Source organism: Plesiocystis pacifica SIR-1 (assembly GCF_000170895.1).
Taxonomy (GTDB): domain Bacteria; phylum Myxococcota_A; class Polyangia; order Nannocystales; family Nannocystaceae; genus Plesiocystis; species Plesiocystis pacifica.
On the sequence record NZ_ABCS01000011.1, the window covers coordinates 130792 to 151091 of the forward strand.

At 71.4% G+C, this 20300-nt stretch carries 21 protein-coding genes; 13 read left to right on the top strand and 8 right to left on the bottom strand.

The window, feature by feature from the left end; all coding sequences use genetic code 11:
• Window positions 1-77 precede the first annotated feature (77 nt).
• The 3 genes from PPSIR1_RS07995 to PPSIR1_RS42135 are packed head-to-tail and all read left to right on the top strand — an operon-like array spanning window position 78 to window position 3455.
• Window positions 78-563 carry an STAS/SEC14 domain-containing protein gene (locus PPSIR1_RS07995; RefSeq protein ID WP_006970514.1) on the top strand — a complete coding sequence of 162 codons (486 nt, stop codon included), beginning with the start codon at window positions 78-80 and terminating at the stop codon, window positions 561-563.
• An 18-nt stretch (window positions 564-581) separates the two neighbouring features.
• Window positions 582-1865, top strand: coding sequence for a sulfotransferase family protein (locus PPSIR1_RS08000; protein WP_006970515.1), 1284 nt, complete (start codon window positions 582-584; stop codon window positions 1863-1865).
• A 36-nt stretch (window positions 1866-1901) separates the two neighbouring features.
• On the top strand, window positions 1902-3455 hold the full coding sequence (locus PPSIR1_RS42135) for a GTP-binding protein (RefSeq protein ID WP_006970516.1): 1554 nt from the start codon (window positions 1902-1904) through the stop codon (window positions 3453-3455).
• A gap of 12 nt (window positions 3456-3467) precedes the next feature.
• Here the strand turns inward: PPSIR1_RS42135 and PPSIR1_RS08010 are convergent, their stop codons facing one another.
• The 6 genes from PPSIR1_RS08010 to PPSIR1_RS08035 all read right to left on the bottom strand — a co-directional run bounded on the left by PPSIR1_RS08010 (window position 3468) and on the right by PPSIR1_RS08035 (window position 9939).
• Window positions 3468-4985, bottom strand: coding sequence for an MlaD family protein (locus tag PPSIR1_RS08010; RefSeq protein WP_006970517.1), 1518 nt, complete (start codon window positions 4983-4985; stop codon window positions 3468-3470).
• Window positions 4986-5027: 42 nt separating this feature from the next.
• Entirely contained in the window at window positions 5028-6437 is a 1410-nt protein-coding gene (locus PPSIR1_RS08015; protein ID WP_006970518.1) for an MlaD family protein, read from the bottom strand.
• The gene (locus PPSIR1_RS08020) at window positions 6438-7349 is read right to left on the bottom strand and encodes an ABC transporter ATP-binding protein (RefSeq protein ID WP_006970519.1); all 912 of its coding nucleotides are present in this window, start codon (window positions 7347-7349) and stop codon (window positions 6438-6440) included.
• 13 nt (window positions 7350-7362) lie between these two features.
• Window positions 7363-8184 (bottom strand): MlaE family ABC transporter permease, encoded by an 822-nt coding sequence (locus PPSIR1_RS08025; RefSeq protein ID WP_006970520.1) that lies wholly within the window; start codon window positions 8182-8184, stop codon window positions 7363-7365.
• A gap of 18 nt (window positions 8185-8202) precedes the next feature.
• On the bottom strand, window positions 8203-8853 hold the full coding sequence (locus PPSIR1_RS42140; protein WP_157595315.1) for a hypothetical protein: 651 nt from the start codon (window positions 8851-8853) through the stop codon (window positions 8203-8205).
• 102 nt (window positions 8854-8955) lie between these two features.
• The gene (locus tag PPSIR1_RS08035; protein WP_006970522.1) at window positions 8956-9939 is read right to left on the bottom strand and encodes a ComEC/Rec2 family competence protein; all 984 of its coding nucleotides are present in this window, start codon (window positions 9937-9939) and stop codon (window positions 8956-8958) included.
• 68 nt (window positions 9940-10007) lie between these two features.
• Here PPSIR1_RS08035 and PPSIR1_RS08040 point away from each other — a divergent pair, with 68 nt between their 5' ends.
• From PPSIR1_RS08040 to PPSIR1_RS08085, 10 genes are all read left to right on the top strand, one after another.
• Entirely contained in the window at window positions 10008-10913 is a 906-nt protein-coding gene (locus tag PPSIR1_RS08040) for a hypothetical protein (protein ID WP_006970523.1), read from the top strand.
• 169 nt (window positions 10914-11082) lie between these two features.
• A complete protein-coding gene (locus PPSIR1_RS47525) occupies window positions 11083-11508 on the top strand; it encodes a hypothetical protein (RefSeq protein ID WP_006970524.1) in 426 nt (141 codons plus the stop codon).
• Between the two features lie 13 nt (window positions 11509-11521).
• Window positions 11522-11887: a PilZ domain-containing protein gene (locus PPSIR1_RS47530; protein ID WP_006970525.1), complete on the top strand. Its 366-nt coding sequence runs from the start codon at window positions 11522-11524 to the stop codon at window positions 11885-11887.
• Between the two features lie 135 nt (window positions 11888-12022).
• On the top strand, window positions 12023-12409 hold the full coding sequence (locus PPSIR1_RS47535; protein ID WP_157595316.1) for a hypothetical protein: 387 nt from the start codon (window positions 12023-12025) through the stop codon (window positions 12407-12409).
• Between the two features lie 84 nt (window positions 12410-12493).
• Window positions 12494-13747: a phosphoglycerate kinase gene (locus PPSIR1_RS08060; protein ID WP_006970527.1), complete on the top strand. Its 1254-nt coding sequence runs from the start codon at window positions 12494-12496 to the stop codon at window positions 13745-13747.
• 19 nt (window positions 13748-13766) lie between these two features.
• Window positions 13767-14561 carry a triose-phosphate isomerase gene (gene tpiA, locus PPSIR1_RS08065; RefSeq protein ID WP_006970528.1) on the top strand — a complete coding sequence of 265 codons (795 nt, stop codon included), beginning with the start codon at window positions 13767-13769 and terminating at the stop codon, window positions 14559-14561.
• Window positions 14562-14572: 11 nt separating this feature from the next.
• On the top strand, window positions 14573-15253 hold the full coding sequence (gene secG, locus PPSIR1_RS42145) for a preprotein translocase subunit SecG (RefSeq protein ID WP_006970529.1): 681 nt from the start codon (window positions 14573-14575) through the stop codon (window positions 15251-15253).
• A 211-nt stretch (window positions 15254-15464) separates the two neighbouring features.
• Complete coding sequence (locus PPSIR1_RS08075; RefSeq protein ID WP_198154478.1) at window positions 15465-16484, top strand: AAA-type ATPase lid domain-containing protein; 1020 nt, start codon at window positions 15465-15467, stop codon at window positions 16482-16484.
• 79 nt (window positions 16485-16563) lie between these two features.
• Window positions 16564-17412, top strand: coding sequence for a diaminopimelate epimerase (dapF, locus tag PPSIR1_RS08080; RefSeq protein WP_045115628.1), 849 nt, complete (start codon window positions 16564-16566; stop codon window positions 17410-17412).
• A gap of 37 nt (window positions 17413-17449) precedes the next feature.
• Window positions 17450-18400, top strand: coding sequence for a hypothetical protein (locus PPSIR1_RS08085; protein WP_006970532.1), 951 nt, complete (start codon window positions 17450-17452; stop codon window positions 18398-18400).
• Between the two features lie 116 nt (window positions 18401-18516).
• Here PPSIR1_RS08085 and PPSIR1_RS08090 read toward each other — a convergent pair whose 3' ends face one another.
• A complete protein-coding gene (locus PPSIR1_RS08090) occupies window positions 18517-19218 on the bottom strand; it encodes a hypothetical protein (protein ID WP_006970533.1) in 702 nt (233 codons plus the stop codon).
• Window positions 19215-20225 carry a Holliday junction branch migration DNA helicase RuvB gene (ruvB, locus tag PPSIR1_RS08095; protein ID WP_275935392.1) on the bottom strand — a complete coding sequence of 337 codons (1011 nt, stop codon included), beginning with the start codon at window positions 20223-20225 and terminating at the stop codon, window positions 19215-19217. The genes PPSIR1_RS08090 and ruvB overlap by 4 nt, the downstream gene beginning before the upstream one ends.
• Window positions 20226-20300 lie beyond the last annotated feature (75 nt).

Here is a 20300-nt window from a genome sequence, read left to right on the forward strand (position 1 = left end):
CGCGCGAGACCCGAGCCATCGCCTCCGTAGGATTCTTCAGGTGTTCAGCTGACTGCAATTCCAGGTACACAATTTACATGCCGTGGGCAGTCGATCTGACGAGCGCGCAAGAGATCCGAGTTCAGCTCACGGGCTACCTCGACCAAGCCGAAGGTGTCGCCTCGGCCCGGGCGGTGCTCATCAAGCTGGCCTGCGTCCAGGCGGACCGCTCCGTCGACCTGGTGCTCGAGGTCCCGACCATGTCCGGCTACCACCGCGAGGCGCGGCTGGCCTGGCAAAAAACGCTCTGGAAACACCGCGGACGCATCAACCGGATGGTCGTCGTGGGTGGCAACTCGGTGATCCGCATGGGCGCGAGCGTCATCGCCATGTCCCTCGGCGTGCCCTTGCTGACCCTCGAGGTGGAGGCCTCCCCGGAGCTCGAAGCCGAGGTGGACGCCAAGGTAGGCGTCGAGGAGGACGCCCCGGCGCCCCACAGGCGACGGCGGACCGGCTCGATGCGCTACCGCACCGCTGGCAACCCCTTCGGCAGGCTTCGAGAGGCCAGCCAGCCGCACTGCTGAACGTGTTACGTCAGCGAGGTGCGCGAGAGCTCTAGAGACTACACGCGGCCGCACCGGCCCCTCCCGCTGCGGCTCTACAACCGCGTGGGGGCGAGGCGGGTCGCGCCCCTCGAGCCCGAGGCGCTGCTCGCCAAGGCCCGGCGCCAGGCCAAGCTCGAGACCCTCGAGCTGCCCGAGGTCATGGCCGGGCTCGAGCAGCTGACCGCGTCCCTCAACGCCGAGGCCCGGCTGAGCCCCACGGGGCGCTTCATGGTCGAGAGCCAGACCGTCGGGAGCCTGGTCGCCAACCTCCGCGCCCGCGCGTGGTCCGAGCGCTGCCCTGCCCTCGCCGAGGTCCGCGTGCACCGACCGGTGATCATCTGCGGGCTCGCGCGGACCGGGACGACCTTCCTGCAGCGCTTGTTGGCCGAGCTCCCCGGCGCCCGGGCGCTCCCGACCTGGGAGGCCCTCGAGCCCATCCCCGAGCCCGGCCGCGGGCCGCTGGCGGGGCGCTCCCAGGTTCGCGACGCGCCGGCGCCCGACCGCGCCAAGGACCCCCGCATCGGTCGCGCCAGGGGAGCCGAGCGCTTCCTTCGCTGGCTCAGCCCCGATCTGTTCATCGCCCACCCCATGCAGGCCCTCGTCCCCGAGGAGGAGGCGCTGATCCTCGCCCAGTCCTTTCACAGCGGGGTCCCCGAGACCAGCTTCAACGTGCCCAGCTACGCCGCGTGGCTGCGCGAGGCCGATCCGCGCCCGGCCTACCGCTGGCTCGATCGCTGCCTGCGTCAGCTCCAAGCCGACGCCCCCGGCGAGTTTTGGGTGCTCAAGTCGCCCCACCACCTCGAGTGGCTCGACGTCGTGCTCGAGACCTTCCCCGACGCGCTCATCGTCCACACCCACCGCGATCCTGCCCTGAGCGTGCCTTCGTTTTGCAGCCTCGTCGCCCACGGCTGGGGGATCATGAGCGAGACCGTCGACACGGCCGCGATCGGTGCGCACTGGTCCGAGAAGATGGGCTACATGCTCGGCCGGGCCCTCGCGCTGCGCGAGTCCCGGGGCGAGGCGTCCTTCGTCGACGTCCGCTACGACGACCTGGTCGCCGATCCCCTCGCCACGGTGAAGGCCCTGTGTCCGGCGCTGGGCGTCGAGTGGACCCCCGCCCTCGAGCAGCGCCTGCGCGAACACCTCGCCGCCAACACCCAGCACCAGCACGGCGTGCACCGCTACGCGGCCGAGGACTTCGGCCTCGACACGGGAGCGTTGCGCGAGCGCTTCGCGGCCTACCGAGCGCGCTTCGTCGACGGACCCCGTCCAGCTGGCTAGTCGCGCGGCCGGGGCCTATCATGGGCGAGCTTCCCGATGGCTGTCTTTGATCCCGAGCGCAAGCGCATCGTCATCCGCGTCGTCTACGACGGGCCTGGGCACGCCGGGAAGACCACGAACCTGCGCCGGCTGACCAAGCGCTACGCGTCCTGGCGGCGCAGCGACATGCTCTCGCCCAATACCCACGGCGAGCGCACCCAGTTCTTCGACTGGCTCGAGGTCGACGGGGGGCTGCACCGGGGCTTCCCGCTCCGGGCCCAGCTGCTCACCGTCCCCGGGCAGCGCGAGCTGACCCTGCGCCGCAAGTTCGTGATCGAAAAGGCTGACGTGGTCGTGTTCGTGGCCGACTCGCGGGAGGCCGCCCTGCCCGAGGCGCGGGAGTTCTACGCCGAGCTGTGCGAGCAGCTGGCGAGCCTCCCCCAGCCCGTGCCGATCGTGTTTCAGGCCAACAAGCAGGACCTGCCGGGGGCCCTCGAGCCCGCCAAGGTGGCCAAGCGCGTGTGCCAGGGGCTGACCAAGCCCGCGAAGGTCCAGTCCTCGGTCGCGACCTCCGAAAAGGGCGTCAAGCAGACCCTGGCCCACGCCCTGCGCCTGGCCTCGAGCGGCCTGCGTCAGCAGTGGAAGGGCCGGGACATCAAGGACCAAGCCGGGGACGCCGCGGCGGTCGGCTCGGCCGAGGCGACCCTCGCGGCCCTCACGGACCACGAGTCGGCCCGGGCGGCGGGCAAGCGCGGCGCTCCCCGCCCCAGCCTGCCCTCGGCGACCATCCCCTCCACGCACCTGTGGCCGCTGAGCAGCGCCCGGGCCGTGCTCACTCAAATCAATGGACAGGCCAACGGGCAGTCGAACGGCCAGCCCAGCGGGGCCGTCGAGCTCGCGCGGGTCTCCGATCCCGCCAACGTCGAAGAGCTCGTGCTCGAGGGCGGCGGCTGGCGCCTGGCCACGGGCCGCGCCCGCCACTACGCCAGCGAAGAGGCCGGCCTCGCGGCGCTCCAGACCCTCGCGCGCCGCAAGATCGCCCTGGCCTCGTGGCTGCCCGAGCCGTCCACCCTGGCGCTCCAGACCGCGCCTGAAGAAGACGGCGGCGGCGCCTGGCTGTGGGCCGTCGAGCCCCGCTTGCCGCGCCTGGCCGAGACCCTCCGGGGCTACGACGCGGACCTGCGCCGCGAGGCCCTGGCCCGCTTCGCCGAGGCCTGCGTCGGCGCCGAGGCCCTGGCCGAGCACCACGGGCTGCTCGTCGACCTGCGCCCGGAGTGCTTCGCCGTGCAAGAGGGCGACCGCGCCCGGACCCGCTACGTGGGCGACCGCCTCGACGCCGGCGACACCGTCGAGGGCCTGGCCCGGGTGCTCCTCAGCCTCGCCGACGCCCACGCCAAGGACGAGGCCGCCGTCGCCGACTACTGCGAGAGCCTGTGCCTGGGCTTTCACCACGCGCCCGTCGACAGCACGCGCCGGGCCGCGCTCTACGGCGACATCGCCGAGCACGAGCCGAGCAGCGCGCCCGGGCGCCGGACTCAGCGGGCGCTGTTGGCCGTCCTCGGCCGGCCCGCGCACACCGAGGGGCCGGCCGACGGGGCCGCTCCGCGCTGATCTCCGACGGGCTCAGGGCTGACGCGCCGCGGCCTCGTCTGCCTCGCCGGCGCCGCCACGATCCGGACCCGTGTCCGTGTTCGCCGTCGCAGGCTCGGCCTCGTCCGCCGCCTCGGCCCGCGCCTCCCCTGGCTCGTCGAGGGTCACCCAGCGGACCAGGGTCTTGACCACGTTGACCCGCCGCATCGTCGCCGGATCCTTGAGGTGGTAGAGCGGCTTGCCGTCGAACCACAGCCGGCCCAGGGTGCCCTCGCGGTTGTCGAGGGCGAGGTTGACCTCCCCGAGCACGGACTCGACGTCGGCCAAAAACCCGCGCCCGGTCCCGAGGGCGTCCTCGACGTTGTCCGACAGGCGCGTGGCCGAGTCGTCGAGGCCGTGGTGGTCCTGGGTCATGACCGCGACCAGGCTCGTGTTCGCGGGGTCGTCGAGGCCCTCGACCACGGCGTTGACCTCGTCGGCGGCGCGCTGCACCCCGCGGATCGTCCGCTTGACCCGGCCCTCGAGGCTCTCGTACTCGCCCTGGGCGTCCGAGGCCGCCTGGCGGACCTCTCGCAGGGTCTGGCTCAGCTCCGAGCGCGTCGTCGGGTCGTTGAGCACGGCCCCGACCATGCCCATGGCCGTCTCCATCTGCGTGCTGATCGCCGCGAGGTTCTCGCGCATGGACTCGATGTCGGCCTGGGCCTTCTCGTCGGTGAGCGCGTCGGTGAGCGCCGACAGCCCGATGAGCCCGCGCTCGATGTCGGCGGCGATGCGGTCGATCTGGTCCTTGAGCCCGAGGGCCTCCTCGGTCAGCGAGGCCTTGGTCTGGATGCGGTCGCCGGGGACCACCTCGGCCCCGCGCGCGCCCACGCTGATGTTGACCCGCGGGGAGCTCAGCGGGCCGTTGAGCACGACGCTGGCCCGGCTGTCTTCGCGCATGTACTGCAGCGAGTCGTCGTCGACCTCCATGCTCACGCGGATGCGCTGGCTCTCCACCTCGAAGTCCACGCACCAGCCATCCTGGCCCCACCAGCGCACGCCTCGGTAGCGCTGGCGGAAGGCCTGGGTCACGCACAGGCGCCCGGGCCCGCAGGTGTTTGGTCCCTGGCAACCCTCGTAGTCCTCGCTGCGGCCGCTGAACTCCTCGAGCTCCCCGCACACGCCCCCCTGCTGGACCGTGGCCTCCTCGAGGCCCGCGCGCTGATCGACGGACAGCCTGCCGACGGGGGCGCAAAACAGCCACGGCTCGCAGTCGTCGCTGCGCCCGTGGCCCGGGCGTCCCCAGTCCTCGGTGTTGGGGTCGCAGGGGTAGCGCTCGGTCACGAAGGCGACGTCGAGGACCCTGCCGATCTCCTTGCCCGCGAGCTGCACCCGAGTGTTCTTGCCGATGCTGCCGGCGTCGCGGAAGTCCGCGTGGAGGTGGGTCTTGGACCGCCACAGGCCCTCGCTGCTGGCGATGACGACCATCGACACGGCCATGACCCCACCCATGACCAGGGCGAAGAGCGCGACCAGGGCGTTGACCCGGCGCTGCTGCTTTCGACTGGCCATGCCCCTTCAGTCCCCCTCCAGCCCCTCCAGCCCAGGTCAGCTTCAGTCGGAGGACGCGGTCGGGCGCGCGGTGTCCTTGGCCTCGTCCTGCTCGACGACGAAGCGGACCAGCTTCTTGACCACGTTGACCCGCTCGATGTTGCCGAGCAGCTTGACCAGGTCGTCGTAGGCCTTGGGGTCCTTGAGCAGCTTGCCGATGGTGCCCTCGCCGGCGGTGACCGAGTGGCGGACCTCGGCGACGACGACCTGCAGGTCGACCATGGTGTCGCGGGCCGAGTCCACGGCATCGGCCGCGCTGGCCACGGCGTCGGCGGCGTCCTGGCCCATCTGCGGGTCGTGCAGCGCCCGCCCGATCACGCTTTGGTTGTTGGGGTCCTCGAGGTCGTCGAGGATGTCGGTCACGCTGTCGGCGGCCCGGGACACGTTGCGCAGGGCCGGGCCGGCCTCGCGGTTGACGGTGCTCAGGGTCTGATCGAGCTGTCCTGCGCTGTGGCGCACGGACTCGAGGGTGCGCCCAAAGTCATCCTTGTACTCTGGCGAGTTGAACAGCGCGCCGACCAGGCCCTCGCCCTCGGCGACCTGGCGGGTGAGCTCGTTGGTGTTGGACAGGATGCCCTGGAGGTCCTGCTTGGTGTTCTCGTTGTTGAGCGAGGTGAACAGGCCCGAGATGCCGGCCAAGCTGGTGTCGACCTTGTCGATGATCCCGCCGATCTGGTCCTTGAAGGTGTTCAGCTCCTCCATGAGCGAGGGCGTGGCCTGGATCCGCCCGCCGGGCTCGATGTAGATGTCGCTCGCGCCGACGGTGAGGTTGATGAGCTGGTCGCCCAGCACGCCGTTGGAGGCGACGGTCGCCCGGCTGTCGGAGCGGATGTACTGGAGCTTGTCGGCGTCGATGCGCATGGTCACCTCGACGCGGCGGTGCTCGGTCAAGAAGGGCACGCACACGCCCTCGCCGGCGCTCCACGGGACCCGCTTGTAGCGGCTGCGGAACTGCTTGTTGACGCAGATCTCGCCCTCGGAGCAGGACGCGTCCTCGGAGCAGCGGGCGTAGGCGTCGAGGTCCCCGTTGAACTCCTCGAGCTCCGCGCACAGCCCCGTGCCCTCGCCCCCTTGCCCGGGCATGGCCGCGCAAAACAGCGAGGGCTCGCAGTCGTCCGTGCGCGAGTGGTTGAAGCGGCCCAGGTCCTCGGTGAGCGGGCTGCACTCGTAGGTCGGCGAGATGAAGGTGACCTCCTCGACGACGCCGATCTCCTTGCCCGCGAGCTGCACCGAGGAGCTCTTGGTCAGGCCCGAGACCGTCCGAAAGTGCGCGCGGATCGAGGTCTTCTCCGTCAGCACGCCCTCGCTGATAGCGATGAGCATCAGCGAGACCATGAGCAGAGCGCCGAACGCGATGACGAACACGCCCACGACGAGGTTGGTGCGCTGCTCATCACGACGCTTGCCGGCCATTCAGGACGTCCTTCCTTCGATGAAGTCGCGGACGACGGGGTTCTCGATGGCCCGGAAGGCCTCGACCTCGTCCACGAAGGGGAACTGCTTGTCGTAGAGCATCGCCACGCGGTCGGCCACGTACCAGGCCGTGGTCATGTCGTGGGTGACGACGATGGAGGTCACCCCGAGTTCGCGCTGGAGCTTGCGGATCATGCGAGCGATGCGGTTGCAGTTGCTGGGATCGAGCCCGGTGGTCGGCTCGTCGTAGAGGATAACCTCCGGCCTCAGGGCGATCGAGCGGGCGAGGGCGACGCGCTTGACCATCCCGCCCGAGAGGGCGGCGGGGACCTGGTCCATGATGCCCCGGTGGGTCGAGGGGCCCAGGCCGACGAGCTCGAGGCTCTCGACCGCCCGCTCGCGGATCTCCGCGTCGCTCATGTCCGTGTGCTCGCGCAGGGCGTAGCCGACGTTTTGGCCGATGGTCATGGAGTCGAACAGCGCGCCTCCCTGAAACACCATGGACACGCGCATGCGCACCTGCCGGAGGGCCTCGGCGTCCATGTCCGCGACGTCGTGGCCGTAGTAGAGCACCTTGCCCGCGTCGGCCTGGAGCAAGCCGATCATCAGCTTGAGGCACACGCTCTTGCCCTGGCCGCTGCCGCCGATGATGGTCAGCGTCTCGCCCAGGCGCACGTCGAGGTTCATGCCCCGGTACACCGTGTTCTTGCCGAAGGACTTGTGCACGTCCTCGAAGGAGATGACCACCTCCCCGAGCCCGCAGCTGTTGCCGTGAAACTCGCCGATGGTGGTGCCCAGGGCGCGGCGGACACCGGAGGTCGAGGGGCTGTTTTGCCCGCGGCCGTCGTCCCCCGCCCCCATCCCCGGGTGCAGGCTCTCCTCGAGCGCGCGGCGCTGGGCGTCGTCCGTCATGCGCCAGGCCGTCCTAGATCGGGATGAACAGCGCCGTGAGGGCGAAGTCGGCGATGAGCACGAGCACGGACACGGCGATCACCGTCTCGGTCGTCGACTGGCCCACGGCCTCGGTGCCGAACTTGGTCGAGAAGCCCTGGTAGCAGCCGATGATCCCGGCGAGGGCCCCGAACACCAGGGCCTTGGTCTGGCTCATCACGTAGTGGATGGGCTCGAGCTCGTCGATGTAGCTGTTGTAGAAGTAGCCCGCCGGGATGTCGAACACGGCCTCGGAGATGAGCATGCCGCCGAGCATGGCGATGACGTTGCCCCACGCGACCAGCAGCGGCATGGCCACGCAGGCGGCGACCAGGCGCGGCCAGACCAGCTTCTTGATGGGATCGGCGCCCAGCGCCGCGATCGCGTCGATCTGCTCGGTGACCTTCATGGACCCGAGCTCGGCGGTCATGCCCGTGGCCATCTTGGTGCCCACGGTCACGGCCAAGAGCGTGGGCACCAGCTCGCGGACCAGGGCCAGCGAGGTCACGTAGCCGATCGAGTTGGTCGCGCCGAAGTCGGCGAGGGCCTCGCCGAACTGCCAGGCGAGGATCATGCCCACGAAGATCGACATCATCGTGGTCACCGGGATCGAGCGGATGCCCAGCTGCAGGATCTGATAGGAGATGTCGAACAGGCCCCAGGGGCGCCGGGGGCCCCGGGCCATGGCCTGGCCAAACATCACCGCCATGCCGCCGCACCAGCGAATGGTCTCGTTGATGTTGGCCCCGACCCCCTCGGCCCAGTCCCGGATCCCGGGCTTCTTGGCCGGGGGCGCGTCGCTCTTGGGGTCGCTCACGGTCGTGCTCGGAGGGGGTCAGCGGCGGATCGGGAAGCGGAAGCCGTCGATGACCGCCTGGAATTCGCCGGTGTGGGCCTCGAAGCTGCGCGGCACGGCGATGTAGGTGAGGTCGAAGAGGCAGCCGTTCTTCTTGAGCACGACGTACTCGATCATCACCGAGGCGCCGTCGAGGTTGGCCTCGACGGTGGTCCGCAGGGCCTCGCGGTCGGCGATGGTCGCGAAGTACTGCTTGGGCCGGGTCAGCGGGCGGCCCTCGGCGTCCTTTTCGCCCGTGGGCTCCTCGACGATCTCCCAGCTCGAGTAGTCGATGCGCTGGTGATCGGTGAAGTCGCTCAGGTCGCTGTCGCCGTGGGAGCCGCACTCGCTGTAGATCTGGATGACGGCCGGATCCGTGGAGTGCTGCCAGGCGACCTGGGTGCCCTCTTCGAGCAGCAGCTCCCAGCCCTGGCCGGGCAGCCCGTAGCGGTAGGTCGCCTCGTTTTGCTCCTTCCAGGCCGGCTGCCAGCGGGCGATGTAGGTCCCCTGCCCCGCCCGTTTGCTCGCGCAGCCGGTCAGGCCGAGGGGGGCGAGCACGGCCGTCGCAACGAGGGCGAAGGCCGCCACGGTAGCCGCGCCGAAGCCAAGCCGGCGCCGGCGCGGGGGGAGCTGAGCGTGGGTCGTGGACACCACCGAGCCGGGAGTCTAACAGCGTTGGCGGTGCGAGGCCCGCCCCCTGGACGCGCGTCGGCCCACGTCCGCTCGCTGGAGCCAGGCCAAGGCAAACAAAGCTCACTGTGAAGCTGACTTCGGATTCGCCCGCGCCCACCCGCCCGGTCCCCCGAGCCACAGCTGCGGATCGCCGGCAGATGCTTCGTCTCCCGGCGCGATCCACAGATCCCCTCCCACCCATCCACCGCGCAGACCGTCGAGGGCTGGTGCCACCACGGGACAAGCCTGGCCTGGCCCCAGACCTGCGCCGTCGAGGATCCACACCCCGAGCTCCGGACCGGAGAGGTCCGTGCCGGCGTTGCGGAGGATCGCCAGCGTTTTGGGATCGGGGTGGCAGTGGGCGTTGTCAGCTCCCGCCGAGAGCACGGCGAGGCGGGGTCGCGCGTGCTCGAGCACCGCGGCGGAGCTGCCATCCGCGGCGCCGTGGTGGCTCACCCAGAGCACGTCGACGGGGCCGCAAGCTTGGGCCGCGAGCTCGACCTCGGCCCGGGGCAGGTCCCCAGGTACGAGGGCCCGCAGCCCGCCGACCTCGAGACACAGCGCCAGGCCGCGGCGGTTTTCGTCGGCGTCGACGGGCGGGGGCGCGAGCTCGAGGACCTCGACGACCAGACCCGGGGCGACGATCCGGGCGCCCGCTTCGGCCCGAGCGCGACGCCCTTGGGTGACCACGCGGTAGCGCTCGAAGGCCTCCGTGGACGGCGGCGCGGCCTCGAAGCCCCGGTCCCAAAACAGCCCGACCTCGAGGTCGTCGTGGGTGTACGCCCGGCCGTCCACGCCCGCGAGGGCGCGGCTCAGGCCGCCGATGTGGTCGGCGTCGAAGTGGGTGTGGATCCACGCCGCGACGCCGCGGCGATCCAGGTCGTGCTCGAGCAAGGCGCGCAGCAGCAGCTCGCCGCCCGCTGGTGGGCCCGAGTCGACGACGACCGCGTCGCCTTCGGAGCCGACGGCGATGAGGGCCGCGCCCTGGCCGACGTCGACGACGTGCAGACCGGGGCCGGTGACGGCCAGAGAAACGAAGAGCGCGAGGATCGAGCTGGGATGCATGCTCCGTCTTCGACCCGCGAGCGTCGAGCTTGCGTGCAAGCTTCGAAGACCCGGGCCGACGAGGGGACATGCCGAGCCTCATCGCCTCGCTCCACGCGGTCTTCGTGGCCGCTTCGCTCTCCTTCACGCCCACCTCGCCCTCACCATCTGGGGCCCAAGCCGTGCGCGCGGTCGTCCACGGGCCGAGCTGGGCCGTCGTCCACGCCGACGCGCTGTGGGTGTGCTGGCGACCCGGGCCGGACTGTTGGCGACGAATCGAGCTCGATCCCTTCGAGTCGCCCGAGCCAAACGACGAGGACGATGAGGGCCCCAGCCCGACGCCGCCCCGCGTGTCCGAGCTCCGCCTGGCTTTCAGTCGCGGCGGGAGCTTGTGGATCGCCCACGACGAGGGCCCGGCGTGGCGTCTCGAGCCTGGCCACGGACGGGCGCGCCTCGACGCTCGCGCGAGCCTTCCGCCCGCCGCCCTCGAGCGCCCCCAGGTCCGGCGTTGCAGCAGCTCCGGCCGGGTCCCCGTGGTCCATGAAGGCGCGCTGTCGTGGGTCCAGGCCCCCCGCTGCGAGCCGAGGCTGGCCCTCGCGTGCACGGCTCCGAACGACGAGCCCCTCCCCTCCCGACGACGCATGGGCGCCGCCGGGCTGCGCCTGCGCGCGGGCATCGAGCTCACCCACGGCCAGGGCTGGTCGCTCCCGAGGGTCGAACGCGGGGTCGCCCCGCGCCTTCGCCGGGCCGAAGCGCTCACGGTCCTCGGCGTCGTCGAGTTCGCCTTCGACCCCGCCCGAGCCCGCGCCCAAGCCCGCGACGCCGCGGCCCTGCGTCGACGCCACGAGACCGCCGCCCCGAGCCTCGAGGTGTCCGGCGATCCCTCAGCCAGGCCCACGCCCGCGCCCTCGCGGCCATCGCTGCCCGAGAGCCTCGTGATCCGCGTGTGCTTGTCGCTGCTTCAGCGCGCTCGCGCCGGCCCCGGCTGCCAATGACGCTGCACCGCCCGAGCCTCCGCCGGACCCCCGCCAGCTCGCCGAAGCCCTCGCCCGCCTGCCCGCGCGCCCCAGCCTCGCCGAGGTCCAGCGCGCCGCCCTGCGTCGGGCCGCCGTCGAGCTCGACGACCCCCGCCGATGGCGAAGGCGAGCCCGCCTGGCCGGCCTCGTGCCCACGGCCTCGGCCCAGTACGACCACCGCCTCGACCAGGGCTGGACCCTCGATCAGGAGGCCGGGAGCGCCGACAGCCTGTCCAACGACGGCGAGCACCAGAGCGTGCTCCGGGTCAAGCTGAGCTGGGAGCTCGATCGCCTGGTCTACTCGCCACAAGAGCTCCGCGTGGCCCGGGCGGCCATCGACCTCGACGAGTGGCGCGTTCGCGTGCTCACCGAGGTCACGGGGCTCTACTTCGAGCGCCAGCGCCTGCTCCTCGCCCTCGATCTCCAGCCGGCGCCCAGCCTCGACGAGGCCATCGAGCTGCACCTGCGCCTGCGCGAGGTCGAGGGCACCCTCGCCGGGCTCACGGGCCTGCGCTTCGAGGCGGCCTCGCCCGCTCCCGCGACACGAGCCTTGGGTCCGAGCCCGTCACGGTGATAGCGTGGCACTCGTGGACGAACGTCGATCGCACCAGCGCTTCGCCTGTGACCTCCGGGCCCGCATCGCCTTGGCCAGCGGCGGCGCGGAGCTCGACGGTCAAGCGATCGACATCAGCTTCTCGGGCATCTGCATCCACACCACCGCCCGCGTCCCGCCCAAGACCCGCGCGACCTTCACGGTCTGGGTCGCCCTCCCCGACCGCGACACGGCCCCGCTGAGCCTCCCCGGCAAGGTCGTGTGGTCGACGACCGTCGAGGGCATGGAGCAGATCGGGGCGTCCTTCGACCGGGATCTCGACAACCGGGTGTGGACCCGCCTCGACGTGCTCTTGCAGTACATCGCGGGCAACCGCAGCCAGCTCGAGCGCCTGTTCTGAGCCCCCTGCAACCATCAGGTGGACCCTCGACGCCGGTGTAGTCGCGGCTGCCTACCCTGCAGGCGCACGCCTACAGGGTAGGTGGACGGCCGACCGGACGATTTCGGGCGTAATTGGTCGAATTGCTCGGCAAACGTGAAGCACCATGCGCGGCTGTTTTTGGCCCATCTGCGCAAGGAGGTGCGCGTGGCTGCTGAGTTTGCCGGCTTAGGTCACATCCCTGGGAGAAGCACCAAGTGGGTCAAGAGTTTGAAATCATACCCAAAACTCAAAATGACGCGCAGCGCGGCTGACGCCGGTCTGCCCGTTGCAGTCTGGCCTCCCCGGAGACAGCGCATGACCGCCCTCGAACGCCAAAACAAACAGGACACCCGACGAGTCCCCGTCTTCGCCCGCACCGTGTTCCGCCACCTCCAGGATCAGGGGTACACCCGCGAGCAGATCATCGGCGTCTCGACTGAGATCCTGAACCTCCTCCACGACGATCTCAAGACCAAGGGAGACTTCGCGCCCGCGGAGTAGTCCACAGCTCTCTCCCTTCATCCATCGCCCGCTGCGGTCCCTTTGGGGTGACCACGGCGGGCGAATGCGTTATGGCTGCGCCCGATGGTCGAGCCCACCGACGCCCAGCCCCAGGACGGCGACGCCCCCTCCCCCGCTCGGGACCCCCGCAGCCTCGAGACCCTCGACGTCGACAACCGTCGAGTGCTGCTCCGGGTCGACTTCAACGCACCCCTGCGCGGCGAGGGAGACACCCGCGAGGTCGCCGACGACACCCGCATCCGCGCCGCGCTGCCGACGATCCGCCACCTGCTCGAGCGCAACGCCCGGCTGATCGTCTGCTCCCACCTCGGCCGCCCCAAGGGCAAGGTCGCGCCCGAGCTGTCCATGGCGCCCATCGCCGGCCGCCTCGCGGAGCTCCTGGGCAAGCCCGTGAAGCTGCCCGACGAGGTCGTGGGCGACGGGGCGACCAAGCTGGTCAACGACTCGCGCGCGGGCGAGGTGGTGCTGCTCGAGAACCTCCGCTTCCACCCCGGCGAGACCAAGAACGACCCCGAGCTGGCCAAGGCCCTCGCCAAGCTGTGCGACGCCTACGTCAACGACGCCTTCGGGGCCTGCCACCGCGCCCACGCATCGGTCGTCGGCGTGCCCGGCCTGGTCCGCGCCCACGCCCCCGGCCTGCTGCTGCGCCGGGAGCTCGACGCCCTGGGCAAGGTCACCGCCGAGCTCGAGCACCCCTTCGTGGCGGTCATCGGCGGCGCCAAGGTCAGCGACAAGCTCGGCGTGCTCGTGGCCCTGACCGAGCGCCTCCAGGCCGGCGACGCCATCGTCATCGGCGGGGCCATGGCCAACACCTTCCTGATGGCCCAGGGCCGGGAGCTCGGCGCCTCCCTGGTCGAGCGCGAGCGCCTCGCGGACTGCAAGCGCGTGTTCGACAAGGCCGCCGCCCGCGACGTGCGGGTGCTCTTGCCCCTCGACCTGCGCTGCGGCACCGGCCTCGACGACGCCACCGCGACGCTCATCGACGCCGCCCAGGGCGTGTCCTCCGGGCGCATGGCCCTCGACATCGGCCCGCGCAGCGAGGAGAACTTCGCCAAGGCCATCGCCTCGGCCAAGACCGTGTTCTGGAACGGCCCCATGGGCGTGTTCGAGAACCCGGCCTTCGCCAGGGGCACCATGGCCATGGCCGAGGCCGTCGCGGCCTGCCCGGGCTTCACCGTCGTCGGCGGCGGCGACTCGGTCGCGGCCCTCAACGCCTCTGGCAAGGCCGAAGCCATCGACCACGTGTCCACGGGCGGCGGCGCCTCCCTCGAGTTCGTCGAGGGCCGCGAGCTGCCCGGTGTCGCCGCCCTCGCCTGACCCACGAAAGACGCACGCCATGGCCCGCCCCATCTGGATCCTCGGAAACTGGAAGCAAAACCTCCTCCGCGCCCCCGCGGCCGCCCTCGCCCAAGCCCTGGCCGAGGGCCTCGAGCGGGCTCAGGGAGCCCACGCCGCGGGTGAGGCCCTGCGTGTCGGGGTCGCGCCGACCTACCTGGCCCTCGACGCCGTGCGCCCCCACACCGGCGAGGGCCCCGGCGATCTCCGCCTCCTCACCCAGGACATCGCCGCCCAGGACAGCGGCGCGTTTACCGGAGAAGTCGGCCCGGCGATGCTCGCCGAGCTCGGCGTGGGCGCGGCGATCATCGGCCACTCCGAACGCCGGGCCCACTTTGGCGATCACGACGCGCTCGTCGCGGCCAAGGTCCAGTGCGCCCTCGCGGGCGGCATGGACGTGGTCCTGTGCGTCGGCGAGAGCCTCGAACAGCGCGACGCCGGAAACCACGAAAGCGTCGTGATTTCACAGCTTTCCGCCGCCCTGGGGAGCCTCGACGAGGCCCTCCCGGCCGGCCGCGTGACCCTCGCCTACGAGCCCGTGTGGGCCATCGGGACCGGCCGCACGGCCACCCCGGAGCAGGCCAGCGCCATGCACCGCGTCATCCGCAGCTGGCTGGACGAGCAGGGCCTGGCCGGCGCTGACAGATCGCTACTCTACGGTGGTAGCGTGAAGCCGCACAACGCGGCAGCGCTGCTCGCCGCTGGCGACATCGACGGTTTCCTCGTCGGCGGCGCGTCCCTTGACGCCAGCAAGTTCCTCGATATCGTCTCTGCCGCCTCGACCCACCTGGGCTGAGCCTCCCCGCCATGACCACTTTCGTCACCATCATCTACGTCATCGTCGCCCTCGTCATGGTCCTGTCGATCTTGCTGCAGTCCGGCAAGGGCGGCGGCCTGGGCTCGGCCCTCGGCGGCGGCGCGAGCCAGAGCGTGTTCGGCGGAGGCGGCGGCGCGGACTTCATGGGCAAGCTGACCCAGGGCTTCGCCGCCACGTTCATGATCTCGGCCATGTACCTGGCCTATGCCAGCGCCCACGCCGGCTCCTCCTTCCTCGAGAACGAGGACGAGGGCCGCGACGGCGTGTTCGAGTCGGACCAGGAGATTGACTACGAGCGCATCGGGCCCAACCCCCTCGAGCTCGACACCCCGGCCGTCGCCCAGGCCAAGCAGCAGGCCGCCTCGGCCAAGGTCCCGGCGCAGACCGAGGCCCCCGCGGCGATGGTCGAAGGGACAGCCAACCCCGAAGCGGGGGATCCGCCGCCCGCCGGGGATGGAGCCGCTGACCTTTCGGACAATGGCGCTGAGGCTGCGAACGACGCGGCCGATCCAATGGCCAATGGCCAGCCTACCGAGGCGATTGAGGGAGGCGATTCGCCCGACGGAAATCGTGGCGATTCGCCCCAAGGGGGCGATGATTCCCTAACGGATACTGCATCGAACCAAGGGCCAAAAGATACCAATCAGGGTGAGGCCAAAAGCGACGGTTAGTCGCGAAACAGCGCCGAGTCACGGCATCTATGAGGAGAGGCGGCCATTGAGCCGCCTTTTTTTGTCGTACCTTTTCGCCACACAGCACTAAAGAACCCTCCAGTCCCCAAAGTGACGCCATATTTTGCTTGCAATGACACCGGGGGTTGCTGATACCAATTACCACGGTGGCATGGCGCTCGCTTCGGCGAGCAAGCACAAGGAGAGAAAGATGCCGGACACAGTGGTGTGGGAAGTTCAGGGCGAGCCAAAGCGCGGATTGGCTCATGCGATTCGCCAGGGCGACCACCTCGATGAACCCCGCGACGCCTTTGGCGTGCGGGCTGATGCATGGTTTGTTGGACAATCGAGCGCGATCGAGCGCCACCGCGCACGGGCGACGCAGGTCGGCCGCGAGGGCTCCCCCGTCGCGCTGATTCACGGCGAAGCCGGGAGCGGCAAGCGCTACACCGCGGAGTGGATGCACCGCTGCAGCTCTCGGGCGGCGCGGGCCCTGCTGACCATCGACGCAGCGTCGGCGGGCGCCCGTGGGCAGCTCGAGGTGCTGCTCGCCAGCATCTCCGACGACACCAAGGGGCCCCTGGCGGGCACCGTGGTCGTGACCAACGGCGAGCACGCGGACGAGGCCCTGCTCGAGCGCCTCGTCCAGCTCCTGGGCAACCAGGGCATCTCGCTGGTGTGCGCGATCTACCTGGTCAGCGCCCTCGAGCCGACCAAGCTGCGCGAGCGCTCGCTGCTGCACGCGCAGCTCCTGGCTCGCGCGGGTGGAGCCGAGGTCGCCGTCCCGAACCTGCGCGTCCGCGCAGGGGACGTGGCCGAGCTCGCCCGGGCGTTCACGGCCGAGGCCGCCCAGCGCTACGCCAAGCCCATCCGCGGCCTCTCCCCCCAGGCCGTGACCAAGCTCGACCACCTCGGCTTCCCCGGCAACGTGGCCCAGCTGCGCGCGATGATCGAGCAGGCGGTGCTCTCGTGCACCGGGGACTGGGTGACCGTGGAGAGCTTCCCGACCCTGCGCACGGTCTCCGCCGTGTCCGAGACCAGCGAGGGCTCGCTGACCGTTCGGCTCCCGGGCTCCTCGCTCCGCGAGATCGAGATCGCCGCGCTGCGCCTGGCGCTGCAGCAGTCCGGGGGTCGCATCGTGCGGGCCTCGGAGATCCTCGGCATCACCCGCCACGCCCTGCGGCGCAAGCTCGAAAAATTCGGGCTCAACGATCTGCGCGCGAGCCGTTAGCCCGGCGGGCGTGAACAACACCCCGAGAGCGGGCGGCCTCGACGGGTCGTTCGCTCTCGTTTCAATTATGCTCCTGGGCATGGGCGCGACTCCCCTCCCCTTCGTCAAGGTCGAAGGTCTGAGCAACGACTTCCTCGTCGTCGATCTGCGCGACGCGGGCCCGGCCGTCCTCGACGAGACCGTGGCCTGGGCCCGCGAGCATGCGCCGCGGGTCTGCGATCGTCGGCGCGGTGTCGGGGGCGACGGGCTGCTGTTGATCGGGCCGGGCCAGAGCGCGGGCGCGGCCGCGTCGATGATCGTCGTCAACGCCGACGGCTCTCGGCCCGAGATGTGCGGCAACGGGCTGCGCTGCGTGGCGGCCGAGCTCGCGCCCCGCTCCGACGAGCGCAGCGCCTTCGTGGTCGACACCGACGCGGGCCCTCGGCCCTGCGCGGTCACCCGAGCGCCGGGCTCGGCCTCGGCTCGGGTCCGGGTCGAGATGGGCACGCGGCGGATCACGGGCGAGCACACCCTCGAGCTCGAAGACGCTCCCCGCACCTTCGTGGCCGTCGACGTCGGCAACCCCCACGCGATCGCCTTCGTCGACGCCAGCGAGGACCCCGAGGCCCTCGCCCGCAGCCTCGGGCCGGCGATCGAGCTCCACCCGATCTTCGCCCCCGCCAAGACCAACGTCGAGTTCGCCCGCTTCGAGGCCGACGGCAGCGTCACGCTGTGGGTGTGGGAGCGCGGCGTGGGCATCACGGCCGCGTGCGGCACCGGAGCCTGCGCGACCCTGGCCGCCGCCATCCACCGCGACCTCGCCACCGTCGGCCAGGCCGTGGACCTTCGCCTGCCCGGCGGACCGCTGACCATCGAGCAGGACGAAGCGGGCGCGATCGTGATGACCGGGCCGGCGCGGGCGGTGTTCCGCGGCCACTGGCCGCGCTGAGCGAGCGCCTGCCCCCGAGCTGGCGTATGGTCGATCCGTGCTCGGCTCCCTCGCCCTCGCAGGCATGCTCGTCGCAGGGTCCCCCAAGCCCGCCCTCGAGGTCCGCGTCGAAGCCAGCTGCCACGGCGAAGGCCTCGACGCGGACGGTCAGGCCGCGTTCGAGGAGCACCTCGCGGAGGAGCTCGGATGGTTCGCCGTCGATCACGGCCGCTCGGGCGGCACGACGCTGACCCTGCGCTGCGAGCTCGACAGCGTCCGCCTGCGCGTCGAGGACCCCGCCAGCGAGGCCTCGGCGAGCCGTCGCCACGTCCACGACCCCGCCAGCCAAAACCCCCTGGAAGCCCTGGCCTGGACCGCCGCCGCGCTGGTCCGCAGCGTGTGGCTCGGGCCCGAGCTCGCCCCCGCCCCCGAGACGCCCACGCGCCGCCGCGCGCGTCGAGTCGCCCGCCGCCCCCCGGTCCCCTGGCACCTCGGCGACGGCTTCGTCGTCCGCTCCTTCCTCGGCGCCGACACGCCCGCGCTGATGCTCGGCGAGCAGGTCGAGGTCATCCACCGGCCCACGCGGCACTTCGCGTGGAAGGCCGAGGGGGAGCTGACCTTCTTCCGCGTCCCGGTCGAGGAAGACGGCGTGTCCGACCGGATCCGGACCTTCACCGTCAGCGTCGCCCCAGCGCTGCTGTCCTACGCCCAGTGGCGCAGCCAAAGGCCCCGCGGCGCGGGCACGGTAGGCGTCTACGGCGGCGCAGGCCTTCGAGTCGGCGGGGTCCGCATGCGCTCGGCGGCGTTCGGCGACTCGGGCGGCTACCAGCCCTTCCTCGGGCCCATGGCCACGGCGCGGGTCAGCGTGGCGACCGGGCGCTTCGTGGGCTTGGCCGTCAACGCCGAGGCCGGCTGGCTGCTGCTCGGCCCCGAGCGGCCTGGCCGCGTCCCCCTGAGCCTGCGCGGGCCGTGGGTCAACGGGGTGGTCGTGCTGATCAGCAGCTTTTGATGCCAGCGTGGTCGACGAAGCCGTTCACGCGGCGAGGTCTTCGAGGTCCTGGTCGAGGTCGATCCACGCCCGCGCGGCCAGATCCCGGACCGCACATCGGCCCTCAGTCTACCCGCTCAATCGTCGTAGTCGTCGTCGTAGTCGTAGTCGTCGTCCTCATCGTCGTCGTCCCGAGCGCGGGTCAGGCCCCGGCGGTAGGGCTCGTCGCTCGACTCGGGGATGACGACGGGCCCGAAGCTGTGCTCCATGAGGTTGAGCAGGTCCAGGCGCTGCTCGGCGAGGCGCCCGTCTCGGCGCAGGTCGTGGACGACCACGGGGACGAGCACGGCGAGCAGCACCCCGTAGAGCATCGCCTTTTTGGCGATCACGCCGGGGCCGACGAGCACCCAGGCCAAACCGACAAAGGCCAAGACCAAAAAGCCCACCCAGCGCTGCAGGGCCCAGCGGGGGCGCCGGTAGGCGAAGCGCAGCTCGACGACGGTGCCCTCGTCGGTGCGCTCGAGGTGGCCCGAGAGGTAGAGCAGGCGCAGCATGCCGGTGGCCGACTGGCCGCGCGCCGCCGGGGGCCCGCAGTGGATCCGAAAGTCGCGCTTGCCCAGGACCTCGAGGGTGAAGTCGGTGTCGGGGATCAGCCCGCCAAAGTCTGGCAGGCCGGCGGCCTCATAGCGCATCACCCCCTCGCGCTCGCCCAGGCGCGCGAGCACCTCCTTGGGCGTGAGCGCGACGTGGTAGCGCCGCGCGGGCGGCTTCTTGGCTGGCGCCTCGCCGCCCTCGGCGAGCGGCACCACGGAGCGCTCGTCGCTGTCCTCGGCGCTCAAAACAGCGTCGGCTCCCCGCTCGAGCCCTTCTTCCCCCGCTTGCGCCCGCGCCCGTGCACGTGGGGGTCGGGGCGTCCGAGGTGGTCCGCGGCCTTGGCCGTGGTCATCCGCCCCCGAGGCGTGCGCACGACCAGGCCGCGCTGCAGCAAGAAGGGCTCGTGGACGTCCTCGATGGTGTCTCGGGGCATGCCCACGCTCGCGGCCAGGGCGTCGACGCCCACGGGCCCGCCGGAGAAGAGCTCGAGCATGGTGGTCAAGATGGAGCGGTCGGAGACGTTGAGGCCCAGGTCGTCGACCTCGAGGGTGTCGAGGAAGCGGGCCGCGTCGGCGGCCGTGATGCGCTCGTGGCCCGCGACCTGGCTGAAGTCCCGCACCCGCCGGGTCAGGCGGTTGGCGATGCGCGGCGTGCCTCGGCTGCGCCGCCCGATCTCGAGGGCGCCCTCGGGGCTCGCCGGCAGACCCAGCAAGCTCGCGCTGCGCTCGACGATGGCCGCGAGCTCCTCGTCCGTATAAAAGCGCAGGCCCTCGACGATGTGGAAGCGGTCGCGCAGCGGGGCCGAGAGCAAGGCCGTGCGCGTGGTCGCCCCGACCAGGGTGAAGGGCGCGAGGCTGATCGAGTGGGTGATCGCCGCGCTGCCCTCGCCCACGGGGATGTCGATGCGCCGGTCCTCCATGGCCGAGTAGAGGCTCTCCTCCACGGTCGGGCTCATGCGGTGGACCTCGTCGATGAACAGCACCTCGCCCTCGCCCAGGCCCGTGAGCAGCCCGGCGAGCACGCCCTTGTGTTCGATCGCCGGGCCCGAGGTGGTGTGCAGCACGACGCCCATCTCGTGGGCGACGATCTGCGCGAGGGTGGTCTTGCCGAGGCCGGGCGGGCCGTGGAGCAGCACGTGGTCGAGGGGCTCGTCGCGCTGCTTGGCGGCCTGGACGTAGACCCGCAGCTTGGTGATCAGCGCGCGCTGACCCACGTACTCGTCGAAGCTGCGCGGGCGCAGAGCCAGGCCCACGCCCTCGGCCTCCCGATCGCCGGGCGCCCGGCGACGATCGACCAGGTCGACGCCGCCCTCGGGCGTCGTCGATGT